This is a genomic window from Bradyrhizobium sp. B124, assembly GCF_038967635.1.
Classification (GTDB): domain Bacteria; phylum Pseudomonadota; class Alphaproteobacteria; order Rhizobiales; family Xanthobacteraceae; genus Bradyrhizobium.
Map to the genome: position 1 here is coordinate 4,242,342 of NZ_CP152413.1, position 18,546 is coordinate 4,260,887.

At 64.8% G+C, this 18,546-nt stretch carries 25 protein-coding genes; 13 read left to right on the forward strand and 12 right to left on the reverse strand.

Annotation, left to right across the window (positions count from 1 at the left end):
- Position 1: 1 nt before the first annotated feature.
- From fliG to AAFG13_RS20375, 4 genes are read left to right on the forward strand one after another with little or no spacing between them, the layout of a single operon-like run.
- On the forward strand, positions 2-1,087 hold the full coding sequence (fliG, locus tag AAFG13_RS20360; protein WP_021077001.1) for a flagellar motor switch protein FliG: 1,086 nt from the start codon (positions 2-4) through the stop codon (positions 1,085-1,087).
- Complete coding sequence (locus AAFG13_RS20365) at positions 1,087-1,710, forward strand: FliH/SctL family protein (protein ID WP_342713148.1); 624 nt, start codon at positions 1,087-1,089, stop codon at positions 1,708-1,710. Before fliG ends, AAFG13_RS20365 begins: the two co-directional genes overlap by 1 nt.
- 18 nt (positions 1,711-1,728) lie before the next feature.
- Entirely contained in the window at positions 1,729-2,079 is a 351-nt protein-coding gene (gene fliN, locus AAFG13_RS20370; protein ID WP_050631817.1) for a flagellar motor switch protein FliN, read from the forward strand.
- A 53-nt stretch (positions 2,080-2,132) separates the two neighbouring features.
- Complete coding sequence (locus tag AAFG13_RS20375; RefSeq protein WP_223969662.1) at positions 2,133-3,518, forward strand: sigma-54 dependent transcriptional regulator; 1,386 nt, start codon at positions 2,133-2,135, stop codon at positions 3,516-3,518.
- Between the two features lie 42 nt (positions 3,519-3,560).
- On the opposite strand, the gene AAFG13_RS20380 is transcribed toward AAFG13_RS20375, so the two are convergent.
- Positions 3,561-3,716 (reverse strand): hypothetical protein, encoded by a 156-nt coding sequence (locus AAFG13_RS20380; protein WP_171947754.1) that lies wholly within the window; start codon positions 3,714-3,716, stop codon positions 3,561-3,563.
- Positions 3,717-3,897: 181 nt separating this feature from the next.
- Between AAFG13_RS20380 and AAFG13_RS20385 the strand changes: the two genes are divergently transcribed.
- Complete coding sequence (locus AAFG13_RS20385) at positions 3,898-4,275, forward strand: hypothetical protein (RefSeq protein WP_342713149.1); 378 nt, start codon at positions 3,898-3,900, stop codon at positions 4,273-4,275.
- Between the two features lie 25 nt (positions 4,276-4,300).
- On the opposite strand, the gene AAFG13_RS20390 is transcribed toward AAFG13_RS20385, so the two are convergent.
- From AAFG13_RS20390 to AAFG13_RS20420, 7 genes are all read right to left on the reverse strand, one after another.
- The gene (locus AAFG13_RS20390) at positions 4,301-4,885 is read right to left on the reverse strand and encodes a flavin reductase family protein (protein ID WP_342713150.1); all 585 of its coding nucleotides are present in this window, start codon (positions 4,883-4,885) and stop codon (positions 4,301-4,303) included.
- Between the two features lie 7 nt (positions 4,886-4,892).
- Positions 4,893-5,738, reverse strand: coding sequence for an ATP-binding cassette domain-containing protein (locus tag AAFG13_RS20395; RefSeq protein WP_342713364.1), 846 nt, complete (start codon positions 5,736-5,738; stop codon positions 4,893-4,895).
- 8 nt (positions 5,739-5,746) lie between these two features.
- Entirely contained in the window at positions 5,747-6,493 is a 747-nt protein-coding gene (locus tag AAFG13_RS20400) for an ABC transporter permease subunit (RefSeq protein ID WP_212316094.1), read from the reverse strand.
- A gap of 158 nt (positions 6,494-6,651) precedes the next feature.
- On the reverse strand, positions 6,652-7,833 hold the full coding sequence (gene ssuD / locus AAFG13_RS20405; RefSeq protein WP_342713151.1) for an FMNH2-dependent alkanesulfonate monooxygenase: 1,182 nt from the start codon (positions 7,831-7,833) through the stop codon (positions 6,652-6,654).
- Positions 7,815-8,768, reverse strand: a complete 954-nt coding sequence (locus AAFG13_RS20410; RefSeq protein WP_342713152.1) for a sulfonate ABC transporter substrate-binding protein — start codon at positions 8,766-8,768, stop codon at positions 7,815-7,817. The genes ssuD and AAFG13_RS20410 overlap by 19 nt, the downstream gene beginning before the upstream one ends.
- Before the next feature lie 41 nt (positions 8,769-8,809).
- A complete protein-coding gene (locus tag AAFG13_RS20415) occupies positions 8,810-9,760 on the reverse strand; it encodes a sulfonate ABC transporter substrate-binding protein (RefSeq protein ID WP_342713153.1) in 951 nt (316 codons plus the stop codon).
- A gap of 216 nt (positions 9,761-9,976) precedes the next feature.
- Positions 9,977-11,182 (reverse strand): LLM class flavin-dependent oxidoreductase, encoded by a 1,206-nt coding sequence (locus tag AAFG13_RS20420; protein ID WP_342713154.1) that lies wholly within the window; start codon positions 11,180-11,182, stop codon positions 9,977-9,979.
- Between the two features lie 217 nt (positions 11,183-11,399).
- Here AAFG13_RS20420 and AAFG13_RS20425 point away from each other — a divergent pair, with 217 nt between their 5' ends.
- The 3 genes from AAFG13_RS20425 to msrB all read left to right on the forward strand — a co-directional run bounded on the left by AAFG13_RS20425 (position 11,400) and on the right by msrB (position 14,142).
- Positions 11,400-12,509: an ATP-dependent RecD-like DNA helicase gene (locus AAFG13_RS20425; RefSeq protein WP_342713155.1), complete on the forward strand. Its 1,110-nt coding sequence runs from the start codon at positions 11,400-11,402 to the stop codon at positions 12,507-12,509.
- A 387-nt stretch (positions 12,510-12,896) separates the two neighbouring features.
- Complete coding sequence (gene msrA, locus AAFG13_RS20430) at positions 12,897-13,613, forward strand: peptide-methionine (S)-S-oxide reductase MsrA (protein ID WP_212316106.1); 717 nt, start codon at positions 12,897-12,899, stop codon at positions 13,611-13,613.
- Positions 13,614-13,728: 115 nt separating this feature from the next.
- Positions 13,729-14,142, forward strand: a complete 414-nt coding sequence (msrB, locus tag AAFG13_RS20435; RefSeq protein ID WP_212316107.1) for a peptide-methionine (R)-S-oxide reductase MsrB — start codon at positions 13,729-13,731, stop codon at positions 14,140-14,142.
- Positions 14,143-14,188: 46 nt separating this feature from the next.
- On the opposite strand, the gene AAFG13_RS20440 is transcribed toward msrB, so the two are convergent.
- Entirely contained in the window at positions 14,189-14,446 is a 258-nt protein-coding gene (locus AAFG13_RS20440) for a hypothetical protein (RefSeq protein WP_342713156.1), read from the reverse strand.
- Here AAFG13_RS20440 and AAFG13_RS20445 point away from each other — a divergent pair.
- The 3 genes from AAFG13_RS20445 to AAFG13_RS20455 all read left to right on the forward strand — a co-directional run bounded on the left by AAFG13_RS20445 (position 14,445) and on the right by AAFG13_RS20455 (position 15,565).
- Positions 14,445-14,750 (forward strand): hypothetical protein, encoded by a 306-nt coding sequence (locus AAFG13_RS20445; RefSeq protein WP_342713157.1) that lies wholly within the window; start codon positions 14,445-14,447, stop codon positions 14,748-14,750. The genes AAFG13_RS20440 and AAFG13_RS20445 overlap by 2 nt on opposite strands.
- 137 nt (positions 14,751-14,887) lie before the next feature.
- Positions 14,888-15,052 carry a DUF3309 family protein gene (locus AAFG13_RS20450; protein WP_176533426.1) on the forward strand — a complete coding sequence of 55 codons (165 nt, stop codon included), beginning with the start codon at positions 14,888-14,890 and terminating at the stop codon, positions 15,050-15,052.
- Positions 15,053-15,274: 222 nt separating this feature from the next.
- Entirely contained in the window at positions 15,275-15,565 is a 291-nt protein-coding gene (locus AAFG13_RS20455) for a hypothetical protein (RefSeq protein ID WP_173640953.1), read from the forward strand.
- Positions 15,566-15,627: 62 nt separating this feature from the next.
- Here the strand turns inward: AAFG13_RS20455 and AAFG13_RS20460 are convergent, their stop codons facing one another.
- Together AAFG13_RS20460 and AAFG13_RS20465 are read right to left on the reverse strand one after the other, a co-directional pair.
- Positions 15,628-16,188 (reverse strand): DUF4112 domain-containing protein, encoded by a 561-nt coding sequence (locus tag AAFG13_RS20460; RefSeq protein WP_342713158.1) that lies wholly within the window; start codon positions 16,186-16,188, stop codon positions 15,628-15,630.
- 76 nt (positions 16,189-16,264) lie between these two features.
- The gene (locus AAFG13_RS20465) at positions 16,265-17,227 is read right to left on the reverse strand and encodes an AraC family transcriptional regulator (RefSeq protein ID WP_212316113.1); all 963 of its coding nucleotides are present in this window, start codon (positions 17,225-17,227) and stop codon (positions 16,265-16,267) included.
- A 237-nt stretch (positions 17,228-17,464) separates the two neighbouring features.
- Here AAFG13_RS20465 and AAFG13_RS20470 point away from each other — a divergent pair, with 237 nt between their 5' ends.
- Together AAFG13_RS20470 and AAFG13_RS20475 are read left to right on the forward strand one after the other, a co-directional pair.
- Positions 17,465-17,707 (forward strand): hypothetical protein, encoded by a 243-nt coding sequence (locus AAFG13_RS20470; protein WP_212316115.1) that lies wholly within the window; start codon positions 17,465-17,467, stop codon positions 17,705-17,707.
- 79 nt (positions 17,708-17,786) lie between these two features.
- Positions 17,787-18,032, forward strand: coding sequence for a hypothetical protein (locus AAFG13_RS20475; protein ID WP_342713159.1), 246 nt, complete (start codon positions 17,787-17,789; stop codon positions 18,030-18,032).
- 90 nt (positions 18,033-18,122) lie between these two features.
- On the opposite strand, the gene AAFG13_RS20480 is transcribed toward AAFG13_RS20475, so the two are convergent.
- Positions 18,123-18,533, reverse strand: a complete 411-nt coding sequence (locus AAFG13_RS20480; protein WP_342713160.1) for a cyclic nucleotide-binding domain-containing protein — start codon at positions 18,531-18,533, stop codon at positions 18,123-18,125.
- Between the last annotated feature and the right edge of the window lie 13 nt (positions 18,534-18,546).

Here is an 18,546-nt window from a genome sequence, read left to right on the forward strand (position 1 = left end):
CATGGCCGCCGTACCCCAGACCACCAACGCCAACGACATCGCCACCGTCCTCTCGACGCTGGCGAACCGGCAAAGCGCCCGGCCCAAGGGCAAGCCGCTGCCCGGCCCGAAGCGCGCCGCGATCCTGATGCTCGCCCTCGGCGAGCAGTATGGCGGCAAGATCTGGTCGATGCTCGACGACGAGGAGGTCCGCGAGCTGTCGGTCCACATGTCGACGCTCGGCACCGTCGAGGCCGACGTGGTCGAGGACCTGATGCTGGAATTCGTGTCGCGGATGTCGGCCTCCGGCGCGCTGATGGGCAATTTCGACGCCACCGAACGGCTGCTGCAGCAATATCTGCCGGCCGAACGCGTCACCGGCATCATGGACGAGATCCGCGGCCCCGCCGGGCGCAACATGTGGGAGAAGCTCTCCAACGTGCAGGAAGAGGTGCTCGCCAACTACCTCAAGAACGAATACCCGCAGACCATCGCCGTGGTGCTGTCGAAACTGAAGCCGGAGCACGCCGCGCGCGTGCTGGCGATCCTGCCCGAGGACATCGCGCTCGACGTGGTCGGCCGCATGCTGCGGATGGAGGCGGTGCAGAAGGAAGTGATCGAGCGCGTCGAGCAGACGCTGCGCACCGAGTTCATGTCGAACCTGTCGCAGACCCGCCGCCGCGACGCCCATGAGGTGATGGCCGAGATCTTCAACAATTTTGACCGCCAGACCGAGACCCGCTTCATCACCTCGCTGGAAGAGGAAAACCGCGAATCCGCCGAGCGCATCAAGGCGCTGATGTTCACCTTCGACGACCTGATCAAGCTCGATTCCGCCTCGGCCCAGACGCTGATGCGCAACATCGACAAGGACAAGCTCGGCGTCGCGCTGAAGAGCGCCAACGAGGAGGTGCGCAGCTTCTTCCTCGGCAACATGTCCTCGCGCGCCGGCAAGATGCTGATGGACGACATGGCCGCGATGGGCCCGGTGCGCCTGCGCGACGTCGACGAGGCCCAGGCCCTGCTGGTCAACCTTGCCAAGGACCTCGCCGCCCGCGGCGAGATCACCCTGACCAAGAACCGCGCCGACGACGAGCTGGTGTACTGATGGCCGCACCCGCAAAATTCCTGTTCGACACGGACTTTTCGGCACCGGACCGTTCGCGCGAGCGTGCCCCGACCCCGGCCGAGGTCGCGCAGAAGGTCGCCGACGCCGAGGCGCGGGCCTATCGTGCCGGCTACGAGGCCGCGCTGCGCGAGGCCAAGGTCGAGAGCGACCACCGCGCGGCGCAGGCGCTGGAAGAGATCGGCACCGCGATCAAGGGCATCGCCGCCCGCTTTGCCGGCATCGAGACCCGAATGGAGACCGAGGCCGTCGATGTCGCGGTCGCGGTCGCCCGCAAGCTCTGCTCCGAACTGGTTGCACGCGAGCCGCTCGGCGAGATCACCGCGCTGGTATCCGACTGCTTCTCGCATCTGGTGGCGACGCCGCATCTCGTGGTCCGCATCAATGACGCGCTCTACGAGGCGGCGCAGGACAATATCGAGCGGGTGGCGGCGCATTCCGGCTTCCAGGGCCGGCTGGTCATCCTCGCCGAGCCCACGATTGCGACCGGCGACTGCCGGATCGAATGGGCCGACGGCGGCGTGGTGCTGGAGCGCGGCGCGATCGAAGGCAAGATCAACGAACTCGTCGGGCGCTATCTGGCGTCCCGCGGCCAGGCCGGCTGAAGGATTGAGGGCTGAACCATGAGCGACACCGACACCCAAGTCCCGCTTCCCGATCTCAACGCCGCCGACGCGCCCGGGATCGACGACATCGGCTACAACGAGGACGAAAATGCCGCGCGCATCGCCGCCGACCTCGAGGCCGTGTTCGACGTGCCGGTGCAGGTCTCGGCGGTGCTCGGCCGCTCCAAGATGGACGTCGGCGACCTCCTGAAGCTCGGACCGGGCACCGTGCTCGAGCTCGACCGCCGCGTCGGCGAGGCGATCGACATCTACGTCAACAACCGCCTGGTAGCGCGTGGTGAAGTGGTGCTGGTGGAAGACAAGCTCGGCGTGACCATGACCGAAATCATCAAGGCAGAACGCTCGTAACAACCAGACGGTAGCGCGCGGAACCTGCGCGACCAGACGAACAGGAGATCATCATGCGGCTTCTCATCGTTGGCACCCTCAAGGGCCAGCTCACGACCGCGACCAAGATCGCGATGGACAACGGCGCCTCGGTGACCCACGCCGAGGCCGCCGAGCAGGCGATGAACGTGCTGCGCAGCGGCAAGGGCGCCGACCTCCTGCTGGTCGATGTCGGCCTCGATATCCGCGACCTCGTGATGCGGCTCGAGGCCGAACACATCCACGTGCCGATCGTCGCCTGCGGTATCTCCAACGACGCCCGCGCCGCGGTCGCCGCGATCCACGCCGGCGCCAAGGAATACATCCCGCTGCCGCCCGACCCCGAGCTGATCGCAGCGGTGCTCGCCGCGGTCGCCAACGACGCCCGCGATCTGATCTATCGCGACGAGGCGATGGGCCGGGTGATCAAGCTCGCGCAGCAGATCGCGGGCTCGGACGCCTCCGTGATGATCACCGGCGAGTCCGGCACCGGCAAGGAGGTGCTGGCGCGCTATGTCCATTCCCGCTCGGCCCGCGCCAAGCGGCCGTTCATCTCGATCAACTGCGCGGCGATCCCGGAGCACTTGCTGGAATCCGAGCTGTTCGGCCATGAGAAGGGTGCCTTCACCGGCGCGGTGGCGCGCCGCATCGGCAAATTCGAGGAAGCGACCGGCGGCACGCTGCTGCTCGACGAAATCTCCGAGATGGATGTCCGCCTGCAGTCCAAGCTGCTGCGCGCGATCCAGGAGCGCGTGATCGACCGCGTCGGCGGCACCAAGCCGGTTCCGGTCGACATCCGCATCATCGCGACCTCGAACCGCAATCTGTCGGAGGCGGTGCGCGAAGGCAGCTTCCGCGAGGACCTGCTGTTCCGCCTCAACGTCGTCAACCTGAAGATCCCGCCGCTGCGCGATCGTCCGGCCGACATCCTCGAATTGGCGCAGCATTTCGCCAAGAAATATGCCGAAGCCAACGGCGTGGCCGTCCGTCCGATCTCTGCCGACGCCCGCCGCGTCCTGACCGCGAACCGCTGGCAGGGCAACGTCCGTGAGCTCGAGAACACCATCCATCGCTCGGTCCTGATGGCGCAGGGCGACGAGATCGGTGCCGACGCGATCCTGACCCCCGACGGCGACCGTCTCGACCTCGCCAAGACCGCGCCCGCGGTCGCGCACGCCACGCTGGCCGCCGAGCAGGTCACCCGCGCGCTGGTCGGCCGCACCGTTGCCGACGTCGAACGCGATTTGATCCTGGAAACGCTGAAGCACTGCCTCGGCAACCGCACCCATGCCGCCAACATCCTCGGCATCTCGATCCGCACGCTGCGCAACAAGCTGAACGAATATGCCGATGGCGGCATCCCCATCACCCCTGCCGGCAATGGCGCGCCCGACTATCAGCGCATGGCGAGCGCCGGCTGAGAAAGGGGAAGCGGCGGGCGATCCCGCCGCGACTGCCGCGCCTCACGAATAGTTGGGCGCATCGGGCTTGCGAAAGATCCGGATCGGATCGCCGGGTGTGATGTCTCTGCCGGTGAAGGTCACATACGCATAGAGCGCGAGATAAGCGACGGCGATTGCGCCGACGAGATAGAACAGCCAGGCTCCCACGCGCTTCATCGAACCGTCACGTCTGCGAAACATCCGCGGCTTTTAGTGCGCTTGCCGGCAAAGCGCCACGGCCAACATGCCGCGCCGGCCCCCTTGCCGTTCCCCTTGCCATTCATCCCTTGAGTCTCGCGGGCAGTTGCCGTATTCAATCTCCTATTGCGCTTTTATATTTTGACAACTGGAGAGTGAAATGGCCCTTTACGCGCAGACCGCCGGCACGTTGTCCACCAACTCCGGGACTTTCACGGCGATGCAAGGCCTCAGCCTGACGATCCCGGAGGGCGTCGGCACCACCGCGATCATCACCCTCAACGTTCCGAATCCCTACGCCACGGGCAACGATATCCCGGGCGGCATGTTCGGCGTCACCGTCAATGGCGCGGTCTCGCCGGTGGTCGCGAGCTTCACCTATAACGAGACCCCGTCGAGCTTTGGCCGCATCCCGACCACGCTCGTCGTCGGCATTCCGCTGGGCAATTCGGCTCAGACCATCCAGGCCGTATGGGCCGGCGTCCGCGGCAGCACCGTGATCATCGACAGCCCGGCGTCGCTGAGCGCAGTCTTCTGACGCCCTGATCCGGACAAGCGGCGCGCTAGCGCACGCCATGGACGTGACGTGACGGCAGGCTGACCTCGGCCAGCCTGGCGGCGTCTTCGTTGCGGTCGATCGCGACATATTCGCCGTGCCAATACGCCAGCGCTGCGGTGCGCTCCGATGCGATTACATCGAGCACGCGACCGATGACGATCGCGTGCGAATGCCGCTCGATGACCTCCTCGACCTCACAGTCGATCGCAGCCAGTGCGCCGACCAGCAACGGCACGCCCGAGGCGCGCGTCGTCCATTCGGCTCCAGTGAACCGGTCGGCGCCCTTCAGGCCGCCCTTGCCGGTAAAGCGCTCGGCGATGTCGAGCTGATCCGCGGTCAGGATGTTGACGCCGAACACGCCATGGCGCGCGATCAGCGGCCATGAGGAGGCAGCGCGGTTGACGCTGACTATCAGCGACGGCGGCTCGACCGACAGCGACGACACCGAGGTCACCGTCATTCCCGAGATCTCCTTGCCCCGGCCGGCCGTGATGACGCTGACGCCGCCGGTGAGATGGCGCATCGCGCCACGGAATTCATCGGCCGCCACCGCGGGCTCGATCGAAACATTGCGGACGATGGAATTCATGGCGACCTCACAGACCGGACGTGTCTTCGCTGCCCTCGAGCAGGTGCTTCAGGATCTCGCCTTCGAGCGCGGCGAGCTCGGCCGAACCACGCCGGCGCGGCCGCGGCAGGTCAATCGTGACATCCTCGGCGATCCGGCCGTCCTCGATAACCAGCACGCGGTCGGCGAGCGCGACCGCCTCGGCGACATCGTGCGTCACCAGGATCGCGGTAAAGCCCTGGTCGCGCCAGACCCGCTCCAGCAATTGCTGCATCGAAATGCGGGTCAGCGCATCGAGCGCGCCGAGCGGCTCGTCGAACGCCAGCACGCGCGGCTGGCTGACCAGCGCCCGCGCCAGAGCCACGCGCTGCTTCTGGCCGCCTGAAAGCACCGAGGGCCACTCCCCGCGCTTGTCGCCGAGGCCGACCTCGACCAGCGCGCGCTCGGCGCGCGCCTGCGCGTCCGCAGACGAGCGCTCGCGCCCTAGCCCCACCTCGACATTGGACAGCACCCGCGCCCAGGGCAGCAGGCGCGGCTCCTGGAACATGACGCGGACGTCCTGCGCCCGGGGTTGTTCACCGAAGGCGATGCTTCCCGCCGTCGGCGCGTCGAGGCCCGCGATCAGACGCAGCAGCGTGCTCTTGCCGCAGCCGCTGCGGCCGACGATCGCGACGAACTGGCCGGCCGGGATGTGCAGGTCGATGCCGCGCAGCACCTCATTGTCGCCGAACGCCTTGCGCAAGCCGCGGATGGTCAGCGACAGGCCGCGGGCCGCGCCTTCCGTCACGCGCCGCAAATGCCGAGCCTTCACGACGACGTCGGCGTGGTCGACCGGTTCGGCGTCGACCGGCTGGAAACGAAGCGCTTCTTGCATTCTCATTCTCACTTCTTCTGAAAGGCGGGGTGCCACGACAAAGTAAGCCGCTCCAGCGCCCGCGAGGCGCTGTCGGCAAGCTTGCCGAGCAAGGCGTAGATCAGGATCGAGAGCACGACGACGTCGATCAGCATGAATTCGCGCGCCTGCATCGCCATGTAGCCGAGGCCCGACGAGGCCGCGATGGTCTCGGCCACGATCAGCGTCAGCCACATGATGCCGAGCGCAAAGCGCAGCCCGACGAAGATCGAGGGCAGCGCGCCCGGGAAGATCACTCGGCGGAACAGTTCGCCGTCGGTCATGCCGTAGATGCGGCCCATCTCGATCAGCTGCGGATCGACGGTGCGGATGCCGTGCAGCGTGTTGAGATAGATCGGGAAGAACACGCCGAGCGCGACCAGGAACAGCTTGGCCGACTCGTCGATGCCGAACCACAGGATGACGAGCGGGATCAACGCCAGATGCGGGATGTTGCGCACCATCTGCAGCGTGGTGTCGGTGAGCTTCGCCGACAGCTGCGACAGCCCGTTGGCGAGCCCGAACGCGAAGCCGATGCCGCCACCGATCACAAAGCCGATCGATGCGCGCCAGAAGCTGACCCAGATGTTGCGGACCAGCTCGCCGGACAGCAATAGCTTCCACCCGGCCAGCGCGACATCGGTCGGCGCCGGCAGCACGCGCGAGGGCACAAAGCCGGTGACACAGGCAAGTTGCCAGATCAGAACGATGCCAAGCGGCACGATCCACGGAATCAGGCCGTCGACCTTGGGTAATTTCGGTGCGCTGGAGCTATTTCCGTTCCGATGGGATCGGAACGGAGCTCCAGATTTTTGTTTCGACGCGTTTTCTTCACGCGAACCGGCATCCACTTCGCTCGAAAACGCTTTGCGGCGCGGGAGACTGTCGATGAGACTCATGATTGCGATGCCTGCTTCTGCGGACGATAGTCGTTGCCGATGGTCTCGCCGAACGGCCCGGTGTTGACGCGGATCGGCGTTACGTTGCCGGGCTGCGCCAGCGACAGCAGCGGGAACACCAGCTCGGCGAACCGATAGGCTTCCTCGAGATGCGGGTAGCCCGACATGATGAAGGTATCGACGCCGACGTCCTGATACTCCTTGATCCGCGCGGCGACGGTCTGGGGATCGCCGACCAGCGCGGTGCCGGCCCCACCGCGCACCAGGCCGACACCGGCCCAGAGGTTCGGGCTGATCTCGAGCTTGTCGCGCCGTCCGCCATGCAGCTGCGCCATGCGCTGCTGGCCGACCGAATCCATCCGCGCAAAGATCTTCTGCGCGGCAATAATGGTGTCGTCGGTGACGTACTGGATCAATTCGTCGGCGGCCTTCCAGGCCTCCGCGTTGGTCTCGCGCACGATCACATGCAGGCGGATGCCGAAAGACAGCTTGCGGCCGCGTTGCGCGGCAACGGCCTTCACCCTGGCGATCTTCTCGGCGACCTGCGCCGGCGGCTCGCCCCAGGTCAGATATTTGTCGACGGTATCGACCGCGACGTCGATGCCGGCGTCCGACGAGCCGCCGAAATAGAGCGGCGGCCGCGGCGACTGCACCGGATTGAACAGCAGGCGGCCATCCTCGATCCGGATGTGCTTGCCTTCGACATTGACCGTCTTGCCTGCGAGCAGATCGCTATAGACGTTGAGGAACTCGCGCGTCACCGCGTAGCGTTCGTCGTGGTCGAGGAAGATGCCGTCGCCCTTGTTCTCGATCGGATCGCCGCCGGTGACGACGTTGATCAAGAGACGGCCGTTCGACAGCCGGTCCAAGGTCGCGGTCATGCGGGCGGCAACGCTCGGCGACTGCAGGCCGGGCCGGACCGCCACGAGATAGCGCAGGCGCTCGGTCCAGGGCGCGACGGCTGACGCCACCACCCAGGAATCCTCGCAGCTCCGTCCCGTCGGCAGCAGCACGCCGTAATAGCCGAGCTGATCCGCGGCCTGGGCGATCTGGCGCAGATAGTTGAAGTTCACCTCGCGGCCGCCGATCGACGTGCCGAGATAGCGGCTGTCGCCGTGGGTCGGCAGGAACCAGAGGATGTTGGCGTTGGTTGGGGTGCTCACGTGCCCGGCCTCCATGCGACGTCGGAAATCTTGATTTGTTTGGGGATCAGGCCGAGCGCGAAGAAGGTGTCGGCGACCTGTTGCTGATCCGCGATCACGGCGTCGGTGACCGGCTTGATGCCGTACGCCTGCCGCTTCAGCGCGACCTCGACCACCGGCACCGACAGGCCGATGCTCGGCGCGAGTTGTTCGGCGACGGCGTGGATGTCGCCCTTGGCCCAGTCATCGACCTCGCTGAGCTGCGCCAGCACGAGCTCGACGACCTTCGGATCGGTCTGCAGGAACTTCTTCGAGGCGAAGTAGAACTGATAGTTGGCGACGATGCCGATGCCGTCGGCGACGGTGCGTGCGCCGGTCGCAGCTTCCGCCGCGGCCTGGAACGGATCCCAGATCACCCAGGCATCGACCGCGCCGCGCTCGAACGCCGCGCGCGCATCGGCCGGCGCCAGGAACACCGGCTCGATCTCGGAATATTTGACGCCGGCCTTCTCCAGCGCCTTCACCAGGAGATAGTGGACGTTGGAGCCCTTGTTCAGCGCGACCTTCTTGCCCTTCAAATCAGAAACCGACTTGATCGGGCTGTCCTTCGGCACCAGGATCGCCTCACCCTTCGGCGCCGGCGGCTCGTAGGCGACATACTGGATCGGCGCTCCGGCGGCCTGCGCGAAGATCGGCGGCGCCTCGCCGGTGTTGCCGAAATCGATCGCACCGACATTGAGCGCTTCGAGCAGCGGCGGCCCCGACGGAAACTCGGTCCACACCACCTTGGTGCCGACCGATTTCAGCTTCTCCTCGAGCGAACCCTTGCTCTTCAAGAGCACCAGCTTGCCGTATTTCTGATAGCCGATGCGAACGACCTTGTCCTGGCCGTAGGAGGCGCCGACGGTCGCCGCGACGATGCTGACCGAGAGCACCGCGCGGGCGACCCAGCGCCGAAACAAACGCGTCATGGGAATGTCCTCTGCATATGAATTGACCAAACGCGCGCCGATCAGGTCTGGGTGTTGCGCCAGACGATGTCGCGGATCGCGATTTGCTTCGGGACCAGGCCGAGCTTGAAGAAGCGGTCGGCGACGCCTTGCTGGGTCGCGATGATGTCGTCGGTCACGGGGCCGACCGAGAAGCCGGCGCGCTTTGCCGCGATGGTCTGGATATCGAGCGGCACGCCGGTGACCGCGGCCAGCGATTTCGCGACCTCGTCGGGGTGCGCCTCGGCCCACTTCGCCGTCGATGTCGTGACATCGACGATCTGCTGCAGCAGAGCACCGTGCTTGTTCGCGAAATCGCGGTTGGCGATGTAGAACGCGTTGGTCTTGGTGATATCGCTGCTCTTGACCAGAATGCGGCCGTTCTGCCTGGTCTCGGCGATCGCGAAATACGGATCCCAGATCGCCCAGGCGTCGATGCCGCCATTGGCAAATGCAGGACCCGCGTCCGGCGGCGTCAGATAGACCGGCGTGATGTCGCCGTAGGTCAGCCCGGCCTTCTCCAGCGTCTGGATCACGACGTTGTGCGCGCTGGATCCCTTGGTGAAGCCGACCCGCTTGCCCTTGAGATCGGCGATGGCTGTGATTGCCGAATTCTGCGGCACCAGGATGCCGGAGCCATTGATGATAGGCTGCGCGGCGGCATAGACGATGGCCGCGCCCGCCGCCTGCGCGAAGATCGGCGGGGAATCGCCGACCGCGCCGTAATCGACGCTGCCGACATTCATTGCCTCCATCATCGGCGGACCCGAGGAGAACTCGACCCATTTCACGCTGACGCCCTGCGGCTTGAAATGGTTTTCCAAGGCCTCACGCTGGCGCGTGATAACGAGCACGCCGTTCTTCTGGTAGCCGATACGAATTTCCTTCGCGTCCGCCTGGGCCTGCGCGTTTCGTGACAGCGCGGCAGTGGCGGCTGCGACGAGCGACAGGTGGAGGAACTCACGACGCTTCATTCCAAGACTCTCCTGACGATCAAGCGCGTTTCTCAACACGCGATCATGCGATGTCAGGATGATGGGGCGCGCGAATGAAGCTGTCGAGCACCGCACAAAAATAGCGATATCAGCACTTCGGTGCAGGCATCGCGCGGGCCGTTTCGTTCAAGGCGCAGGTCGCGCGTAGCGAATTATTTTCTTCACGCGATCGCGAGGTCGCTGCACAGCAATCGATCACCCAGCGGCCGCGGTCTTCGGGCCGACATTGACCGCGAGTTTACCATAGCGGTCCGAGAACGCCTGGGTGTCGATCTCCTCGAGCTGGATCGAGCCGTCAAGCACGCCCTTCTTCCAGGCATCGTGTTCGGGATCGTGCTGGAACTCCGGCATCACTTCCTTGCCGAACAATTCGAGCGACTCGCAGATGTGCTCATGGGTGTTCTTGCCGGCCTGGTTGAGCAGGATCACCTGATCGATATGCGAGGCGCGGAAGCGTCGCAGCTTCTTGCGCAAGGTTTCCGGCGAGCCGATCAGGCCGCCGCGCAATGCGGCCTCCTGCGCCTCGGGATTCTCGCGCTTCCACTTGTTGTACTCGTCCCACATGTTGACGGTGCCGGGCGCCGGCCGCTGCCGGTTCTGCGCCTGGCCGTAATAGCGCAGCGCGAACTGGAAGAAGGTCGCGCCGTCGGCGCGCTTGCGCGCCTCCTCATCCGTCTCGGCGCACATGAAGAACGACACCAGCGCCATGTTGGGATTGATCTCGTAGTCGGCGAGCTTGTTCAGCCGCTTGGTGATCGCATTGTAGTAGGCGTGCACCCAGGCATGCGCCGCCTCGGCGCTGACGAACTGAAAGCCGAGCGCACCAAATCCGTTTTGCCCGGCGCGCTCGATCGTCGGCAGTTGCGAGCACGCCATCCAGAGCGGCGGATGCGGCTTCTGTACCGGCTTCGGCACGACATTGCGCAGCGGGATGTCGAAATATTTGCCGTGGTGTTCGGTGCCGACCTTGGTGAACATCGGGAAGATCGCTGCGACAGCCTCCTCGAACACCTCGCGCTTGGTCTCCATGTCACGGCCGAACGGCGTCAGCTCGGTGATCGAGGCGCTCTCGCCCATACCGAATTCACAACGACCGTTGGAGAGCAGATCGAGCACCGCGACCCGCTCGGCGACGCGCGCGGGATGATTGGTGGTGAGCTGGAAGATGCCGTGGCCGAGTCGGATGTTTTTAGTGCGCTGGCTCGCGGCGGCGAGGAAGGATTCCGGCGCCGGCGAGTGCGAATATTCCTCGAGGAAATGATGCTCGACGACCCAGGCGTAGTCGTAAGCGAGCCGGTCGGCGGTCTCCAATTGTGTCAGCGCGTTCTGGTAGAGCCGGAGCTCGTCGCCGTCGTTCCAGGGGCGCGGCAGTTGCAGCTCGTAAAAGATGCCGAATTTCATGGCGTCACTCCCAAGGTCGTCCCCGACCACCTGTGGTGGTCCCGACCGCTTGTTGTTTTCGGTCAGTCTAGTGGCGCCCCGGGTCAAGTCTAGCCTCGGGCGCGAAACCCCAATTCCGCGCGGCGGGAGACGGCTTGCTTGGGACGCATGAATGTTTAGCTTGTGCGGGTGTGAGTCGCGGCGCTATCGGTCGCGCGCTCATTCTTCCGAAAGCCACATGACCACCTTTACGCCGCACCAGGATTCCGCGCTGAAAGCTGTTGCCGACTGGCTGAAAGCCAAGCCCGGCCAGAACGGGACGCCGCAGGTATTCCGCCTGTTCGGCTATGCCGGAACCGGCAAGACCACGCTTGCCCAGCACATCGCCGAAGGCGTCGATGGCGAGGTGAAGTTCGCGGCCTTCACCGGCAAGGCGGCGCTGGTGATGCGCAACAAGGGCTGCGACAGCGCCTCCACGATCCATTCCCTGATCTACCGTGCCCGCGAGTCCGGCGTCGAGCAGCCGAGTTTTGAGCTGTGGGACGACGCGCCAGCATCAAAAGCGAAGCTGATCGTGATCGACGAATGTTCGATGGTCGACGCCGAGCTCGGCCGCGACCTGATGTCGTTCGACTGCCCGCTGCTGGTGCTCGGCGACCCCGCGCAATTGCCGCCGATCCAGGGCGGCGGCTTCTTCACCGACGCCGAGCCGGACGCGATGCTGACCGAGGTGCACCGCCAGGCGCAGGACGATCCGATCGTGCGGATGTCGATGGATATCCGCGAGGGCCGCGAGCTCGAGATCGGCCGCCATGGCGAGAGTGAGGTCGTCTCGCGCAAGGAGCTCGATCCGGACCGCGTGATGAGCGCCGATCAGGTGCTGGTCGGCCGCAACAACACCCGCCGCGCCTACAACATGCGGATGCGGCAGCGGCTAAAGATCGAGGATCCTCTCCCCGTTGCCGGCGACAAGCTGGTCTGCCTGCGCAACAACCGCAAGAAGGCGCTGTTCAACGGCGGGCTGTGGCGGGTCAAGGCGCGCGCGCAGTCGAAGTCCAAGATCATTACCATGCGCGTCATGCCGGACGAGGATTTCGGCCACAAGGTCACCAAGGTGTCGGTGCGCGGTGAATGTTTCGACGGCGGCATCGAGGGCATTCCGTGGGAGCAGCGCAAGCCCTATGACGAGTTCGACTACGGATACATACTGACCGTCCATAAGTCGCAGGGTTCGCAATGGGACGACGTCGTGCTGTTCGACGAGAGTTTTGCGTTCCAGGACTCGCGCGCGAGGTGGCTGTATACGGGCATCACGCGCGCCGCGAAGCGGCTCAGCATCGTGGTGTGATCGTCCCGCAGGCGCCGACGTCATCCTGACAGTGAGTATATGGCTCGCAGGCGACACCAAATATTCAGCGTCGTCCTGGCGAAAGCCAGGACCCATTACCCCGGCTGCTTGTTGTTGCGGGACGCTGGGGCCACGATCCCGCCTACAGTTACATTTGGTGGTTATGGGTCCTGGCTTTCGCCAGGACGACGGGCGTGGAGCGGCCGCGGCAAAAATCCGGCACCGTCACCGCTGAACTTCGCTGATTTCCCTCACGAAACCGTGTGGCTGGCGCCGTAACAAAACGCCCCCTCGCCCGTATTTTGAAGCGTCGGAGCAGCCCGGCCGGTTTGCCAATGCCGGCTGCCGCTCTAGACTGACCCCCAATTGCGATCCCACGAGGAACCCATGCCCAAAAGCTCCCTCAGCCGCCTCTCGCTTTGCGCCGCCGCGATCGGCGCGCTGGCCGTTGCCGCTTTTGCCGTTGCGCCCTCGCTTGCCGCCGAGGACGCCGTGGTCATCCCGGCGCCGGCCGCGAGCGCGCCGGAAACCGGTATCAAGACCGCGGTGCTCGCCGGCGGCTGCTTCTGGGGTGTGCAGGGCGTGTTCCAGCACACCGCCGGCATCGTCAGCGCGGTGTCCGGCTACTCCGGCGGCAGCAAGGCCAATGCCGACTACGAGAAGGTCTCGACCGGCACCACCGGCCACGCGGAATCCGTCGAAATCAAGTACGACCCGCAGAAGATCTCCTACGGCAAGATCCTGCAGATCTTCTTCTCCGTCGTGCATGACCCGACCCAGCTGAACCGCCAGGGCCCCGACTCCGGCACGCAGTATCGCTCGGCGATCTTCACGACCAGCGACGAGCAGAAGAAGGTGGCGGATGCCTATATCGCCCAGCTCAACGCGGCCAAGGTCTACAAGAAGCCGATCGTCACCAAGGTCGGCGCGCTGGAGGCGTTCTATCCGGCGGAGGGCTACCACCAGGACTATCTGACGCTGCACCCGAGCCAACCCTATATTGCGTATAACGACATCCCGAAGGTCGAGAACTTGAAGAAGATCTTCGCGGAGGACTACATCGAGAAGCCGACGCTGGTGAGCAGCACCAAGGTCACCAACTGAGGCGACGCTTCCCGTCATTGCGAGCGAAGCGAAGCAATCCATGTCGCGGCAAGCGGAAAGATGGATTGCTTCGTCGCTTTGCTCCTCGCAATGACGATCAAACCAAGGAGGTTGAATGTCCGATACCAAAACCGACGGCAAGGTCCGCAAGAGCGAGGCCGAGTGGCGCAAGGAATTGACGCCGATGCAGTACGCCGTGCTGCGCGAAAAGGCGACCGAGCGGCCGTTCACCGGCGAATATGAGCATGATCCCCGCAAGGGCACTTATGTCTGCGCCGGCTGCGGGCAGCCGCTGTTCGAGTCAGACCAGAAGTTCGATTCCGGCTGCGGCTGGCCGAGCTTCTCCAAGCCCGCGGCCGAGAGCCATGTCGACGAGGAGCACGATGTGAGCCACGGCATGGTCCGCACCGAGGTGCTGTGCTCGAAATGCGACGGCCATCTCGGCCACGTCTTCAACGACGGCCCCGGCCCCACCGGCCTGCGCTACTGCATCAACTCGGCGGCGCTGAAGCTGAACGAGAAGAAATAACGGCCGCAGCTCCGCTCGTCATGCGCGGGCTCGACCGGCGCATCCATCAAGCAATGAGTTTTTCGTCACGATGGATTGCCGGGTCGAGCCCGGCAATGACGACGGTGGATTTGGCAAATATCCCGCTCTCCCATCGAACGTTTGATCCGCCCGCGCGACCAAGAACCGGTCGCGCGGGGTTTTGTTTGGCCCGGCCGTCCGTCCGCGCACGTAAACAAAAGGAAATTTTGATGTCACCAATTCCAGCAAAGCTTTTGTTTGGTCTCGGCCTTGCCAGCTTCGTCATCGGGAGTGCGGTGAGCATGCCGGCGCTCGCCGCCGACAAGATCTCGCTGTTCAAGGCCATCACCTCCAAGGACGAAATCGTCATCGGCCTGACGGACGCCGACCTCGCGCAGGTCGAGGGCCAGAATGCCGGCGGCATCGCCAAGATGCTGGTCGCCAAGGGCTCGATGAGCGTCTGGCAATATGCCGTGCACAAATCCGCTTCCGGCGAGCTCGAACAGGCGCCGCTGCACAAGATCGGCCTGATCGCCAGCGACTCGCTGCGGGTCGAGCCCTACCCGACCCCGCTGAAGGTGCTCCCGATCGACGAGAGCAAGAAATAGCCGCCCCGGCGCCCAACAACATCCTCGTGATCGGCCGGCGGCCTTAACGACTCGCGCCCCGGAATGTGCTTTGCTCCGAATTCGCGGGGCCGTAGGCGTCTCGCCGTGCGGCTGCCGCCTGTTCTGAGGAGGGCGCCATGTCGCTTGGACTGATCCTCATCATCCTCCTGCTGATTATCCTGCTGGGCGGCTATAGCGGCCGCATCCGCGGCTATGGCTATGGTCTCGGCCACTCCGGAATGGGCCTTTTTGGGGTGATTTTGATCGTGGTCGTGATCCTGGCCTTGCTCGACAAGATTTAATGGCTGTAAGCCATTGAAATTGATGGAGTTATTTTGATTGACCGCGTGCCATGCGCGGATTCGGCATGTGCCCTGCCGGGGGCGCTTCTGGGGTCGCATTTTTGTCAAAGAGGCCTATATTAGGGATCGAAATGACATGTACGGCGCGCCGCCGATTATAGGCCGCCGTCCCCCAAAATCCCTTTCGCCGCTCTATGCCAAGAACACAAGAGGTCGTCGACCATGCGTCCCCTGCGTCCGTTCAACTATAACACGTCCGCCGAACTGTTCCCTGCCGCGATCCGCAAGAAGAAGCGGGCCGGCTTTGCCTACCGCCGTTTCGGCACTGCTGCCGAGGCCGTGCAGTTCGCGATGGAGCAGCTGCCAGCGGATTCGCTGAACGGCGCCTATCTCCAGGTCGAGGAAGCCCGTTTCGACCAGAACGGCATCCGTTCGCTGTATGAGAGCGAAGGCTTCCCGCTGCCGCGCCGTCCGCGCACTGAGCCGGCCCAGACCGACGCGGACGCCGCATAAAGCTTTCTGCTCGTCGCCCAACGAAAAGCCCTCGGACCGATCCGGGGGCTTTTGTTTTGAAGTTATAGCCTCGGCTGCTTGTCGAGCCAGCGCCGCAGCATCCGCACATTGCGCATATTGGCGCGGAACATGACGTCGAAGGCATCGCCCGCCACCGGCACCATGCCGACCACGCCGTCGACGGCGACATTGGCAAGCATCCGCGCGGTGATGTGCCAGGGCGCACCCAGCAGACGGGCCTCGCGCACCAGCCACAATGAGATCGCGGTGGTGATGAGATCGCCGATCACCGGGATCAGGCCGATCAACCCGTCGATGCCGTAGCGGACATTGGTACCCGGCACGACGAAGGCGACGTCGAGCAGCTTTGCGATCATCTCCAGCCGCGCGAGCCGCTCCTCGCGCGTCAGATTGCCGAACGGGTTGGCGGTGGAGTTGCGGAAGTCGAAGCTGAAGCCTTCCGGAAAGGCTCCCTGAAAACCTTGGAACTGCGGATGCAGCGGGCCATCGCCGAGCTCGCGCCCGTCCTGATCGATGACCTTGCCGCGCGCCTGCGCCCCGCCGAAAGGCGGCCGCGATCGCGTGGCGTGGGGGGAGAAAATGTCGTCCTCGGGCATGGCCATCACATGGTAACGCAGGCAGGTGGTTCAAGTTGCGTCACATTACCACTGTGTCACATTCAAGGCCGTTCAAGCCGCATCACGTGCCCCGCGCCGCCGATGGCGTCAGACCGAAGCGGCGGCGGAAGCAGCGGTTGAAGTAGGACAGATCGTTGAACCCGCAATCGAAGGCGATGTCGCTGATCCGCCGCTCGGCGTCATGGACCAGCATCTCGGCAGCTTTCGTCAGCCGCAATTCGGTCAGCCGCATGGTGAAGCTCGCGCCCGCCTCGTAGAGCAGCTCGTTGACGTAGCGCTCCGACAGGCCGGTCGCGGCGGCGAGCTTGTGCGCGGAGAAATCCGGCTCGGTGAAGCGCTTGGCGAGGATCATCAGCAGCGACTTCAGCCTGACCGCGCGAAGCCCGCGGCGTTGTGCTGCGGCCGCAAGATCGCCGCGGGCGCCGAGGCCGAGGGCTGCGAGATCCAACAGATGCGCCGCGATGGCGAAGCCGGCCTCATCGACGGCATCGGGCGATTGCAGCAGCAGGTCGCTATAGTCCATCGCCAGCGACAGCGCGCCGCCCGGCGCGAGCTCGCGGCCGACCAGGTCGTCGACCCCGGTGACCATGGATCGCAAGGTCGCCATCGGCAGATGGACGTTGGTGAAGCGCTTGTGGTGGGCGCCGTCGGCGGTGAAGAACGGCTCGTCGAGCTTGAGCAGCACCATCGCGCCCGGCCGCATCTGGAATTCGCGCCCGCGATGCGTCACGGTCGAGGCGCGGTCGCCGGTGTTGCGCGCCAGGCAGTAACGGTCGTCATTGGTCGCCAGCACCTGGCGCCGCTCGCGCCGCACGGTGGTGAAGCTGCCGTTGCAACGGCCGAGCAGGGTGGTGCCGATATGGATCGAGTTCATCGTCGCGCGAAACGGCACCGCCGGTGACGGGTCGAGCTCGCCGGTGTTGGAGAAATGCTCGAACAGTTCGGCGAAGAACATGTAGCGCTGCCGCTCACCCAGACCGGGCGGCAGCATGTCGGTCGACAGCCTTTTTTTGATGACGGACATCGGAAGGACGGGACCAAGGTGCTGGCCGGCAGTCTGGCCACCACGAGATGAACGGAAGGTGAAAGCCACCGGCCCTGTGCACAGCGCCGGACAGTCCAAGTCCGGAATCCTCCGGCGCTTCCCAGTCCAAGACGCGTGTGCCGCGAGGGGCTTACCGATGGCACCGGCTCGCAGCCGGCAAAGACCACTCAAAGTGAGCCCCCGCACACAAGCGGGCCAGCCAGAGGAGACCAAGAGATGAAGACTTCCGCGATCCGCAAGGTGCTGCTCGGGGTTGCGATCACCACCAGCATGGGGATCGGCTACGCGATCGGCGCCCAGCCGCACATGGACGAGAGCCTTGCGATGCTGCAATCGGCGCGCGCCGAGCTCACCAGGGCGACGCCGAACAAGGGCGGCCACCGAGAGCGTGCGCTCGGCCTGATCGATCAGGCGATGGGCGAGGTGCGTGCCGGCATCGCGTTCGCTGGCGGCGGCTAGCGCACGAATTGGAGAAGCGCGCAGCGAATTTTTGAAGAGATCAACGAATGACTTTTGACATCAGCAGAGGACGACACTCATGACCAGATTGATTGCGGCCGCCTTCCTTCTCGCCTCGCTCGGCAGCGCCGGCGCCATGCCGCTCGCACCGGTTACACCCACGCAGAATTCCGATGTCATCGTGGTCGCCGGCGGCTGTGGCGGCGGCTGGCATCGCGGTCCCTATGGCGGCTGCCGCCGCAACTACGCGCGGCCGTGGATGCACGCCTGTCCGCGCGGCTGGTATCTCGGCCCGGGCGGCCGCTGCCGCGCCAACGGCACCTGAGCATTTCGGCACCCAGGCCTTTTCATCACGCCGGCGGCGGACGGAAACGTCCGCCGCTTTTGCGTTCGATCCACTTCGCTCGAAAACGCTCTAGAAGACGCCCTTGTTCATGGTTCTGAGCCGCTGGGCCAGTGTCCTCATCACCTTCAGCGCGAAATGCGGCGTCTGGCTGACGAGGAAGAGAAACTGCTTTTCCGAGACCGGGACGAGCTCGACATCGGTGAGCGCCGTGGCGGTCGCACTCCTCGGCTCGTTGTCGATCAATGCCATTTCGCCAAAGATCGTGTCGGCCGGCAGGTCCGTTATGGTCTTGTTGCCGACCTGAATGCGCACATAGCCGCTCTTGATCACGAACAGCTCGTTGGCCTCCTCGCCCTCGCGAAAAATAATGCCACCGGCTCGGACCAGGCGGGTTTCGATATCGTTGCCCGTCAGAAGGCTGAAGCTTGCATCTGCCACTCGAGATTCCTTTCCCCGAACCCGGATGCAGATCCCTTGCATCCGGTTGTCTTGC

Bases quoted from the DNA above. Each gene is read 5' to 3' on its own strand.
- fliG (WP_021077001.1), top strand. From the start codon at position 2: ATGGCCGCCGTACCCCAGACCACCAACGCCAACGACATCGCCACCGTC.
- AAFG13_RS20365 (WP_342713148.1), top strand. From the start codon at position 1,087: ATGGCCGCACCCGCAAAATTCCTGTTCGACACGGACTTTTCGGCACCG.
- fliN (WP_050631817.1), top strand. From the start codon at position 1,729: ATGAGCGACACCGACACCCAAGTCCCGCTTCCCGATCTCAACGCCGCC.
- AAFG13_RS20375 (WP_223969662.1), top strand. From the start codon at position 2,133: ATGCGGCTTCTCATCGTTGGCACCCTCAAGGGCCAGCTCACGACCGCG.
- AAFG13_RS20380 (WP_171947754.1), bottom strand. From the start codon at position 3,716: ATGAAGCGCGTGGGAGCCTGGCTGTTCTATCTCGTCGGCGCAATCGCC.
- AAFG13_RS20385 (WP_342713149.1), top strand. From the start codon at position 3,898: ATGGCCCTTTACGCGCAGACCGCCGGCACGTTGTCCACCAACTCCGGG.
- AAFG13_RS20390 (WP_342713150.1), bottom strand. From the start codon at position 4,885: ATGAATTCCATCGTCCGCAATGTTTCGATCGAGCCCGCGGTGGCGGCC.
- AAFG13_RS20395 (WP_342713364.1), bottom strand. From the start codon at position 5,738: ATGCAAGAAGCGCTTCGTTTCCAGCCGGTCGACGCCGAACCGGTCGAC.
- ssuD (WP_342713151.1), bottom strand. From the start codon at position 7,833: ATGGAGGCCGGGCACGTGAGCACCCCAACCAACGCCAACATCCTCTGG.
- AAFG13_RS20410 (WP_342713152.1), bottom strand. From the start codon at position 8,768: ATGACGCGTTTGTTTCGGCGCTGGGTCGCCCGCGCGGTGCTCTCGGTC.
- AAFG13_RS20415 (WP_342713153.1), bottom strand. From the start codon at position 9,760: ATGAAGCGTCGTGAGTTCCTCCACCTGTCGCTCGTCGCAGCCGCCACT.
- AAFG13_RS20420 (WP_342713154.1), bottom strand. From the start codon at position 11,182: ATGAAATTCGGCATCTTTTACGAGCTGCAACTGCCGCGCCCCTGGAAC.
- AAFG13_RS20425 (WP_342713155.1), top strand. From the start codon at position 11,400: ATGACCACCTTTACGCCGCACCAGGATTCCGCGCTGAAAGCTGTTGCC.
- msrA (WP_212316106.1), top strand. From the start codon at position 12,897: ATGCCCAAAAGCTCCCTCAGCCGCCTCTCGCTTTGCGCCGCCGCGATC.
- msrB (WP_212316107.1), top strand. From the start codon at position 13,729: ATGTCCGATACCAAAACCGACGGCAAGGTCCGCAAGAGCGAGGCCGAG.
- AAFG13_RS20445 (WP_342713157.1), top strand. From the start codon at position 14,445: ATGCCGGCGCTCGCCGCCGACAAGATCTCGCTGTTCAAGGCCATCACC.
- AAFG13_RS20440 (WP_342713156.1), bottom strand. From the start codon at position 14,446: ATGCTCACCGCACTCCCGATGACGAAGCTGGCAAGGCCGAGACCAAAC.
- AAFG13_RS20450 (WP_176533426.1), top strand. From the start codon at position 14,888: ATGTCGCTTGGACTGATCCTCATCATCCTCCTGCTGATTATCCTGCTG.
- AAFG13_RS20455 (WP_173640953.1), top strand. From the start codon at position 15,275: ATGCGTCCCCTGCGTCCGTTCAACTATAACACGTCCGCCGAACTGTTC.
- AAFG13_RS20460 (WP_342713158.1), bottom strand. From the start codon at position 16,188: ATGGCCATGCCCGAGGACGACATTTTCTCCCCCCACGCCACGCGATCG.
- AAFG13_RS20465 (WP_212316113.1), bottom strand. From the start codon at position 17,227: ATGTCCGTCATCAAAAAAAGGCTGTCGACCGACATGCTGCCGCCCGGT.
- AAFG13_RS20470 (WP_212316115.1), top strand. From the start codon at position 17,465: ATGAAGACTTCCGCGATCCGCAAGGTGCTGCTCGGGGTTGCGATCACC.
- AAFG13_RS20475 (WP_342713159.1), top strand. From the start codon at position 17,787: ATGACCAGATTGATTGCGGCCGCCTTCCTTCTCGCCTCGCTCGGCAGC.
- AAFG13_RS20480 (WP_342713160.1), bottom strand. From the start codon at position 18,533: ATGCAAGGGATCTGCATCCGGGTTCGGGGAAAGGAATCTCGAGTGGCA.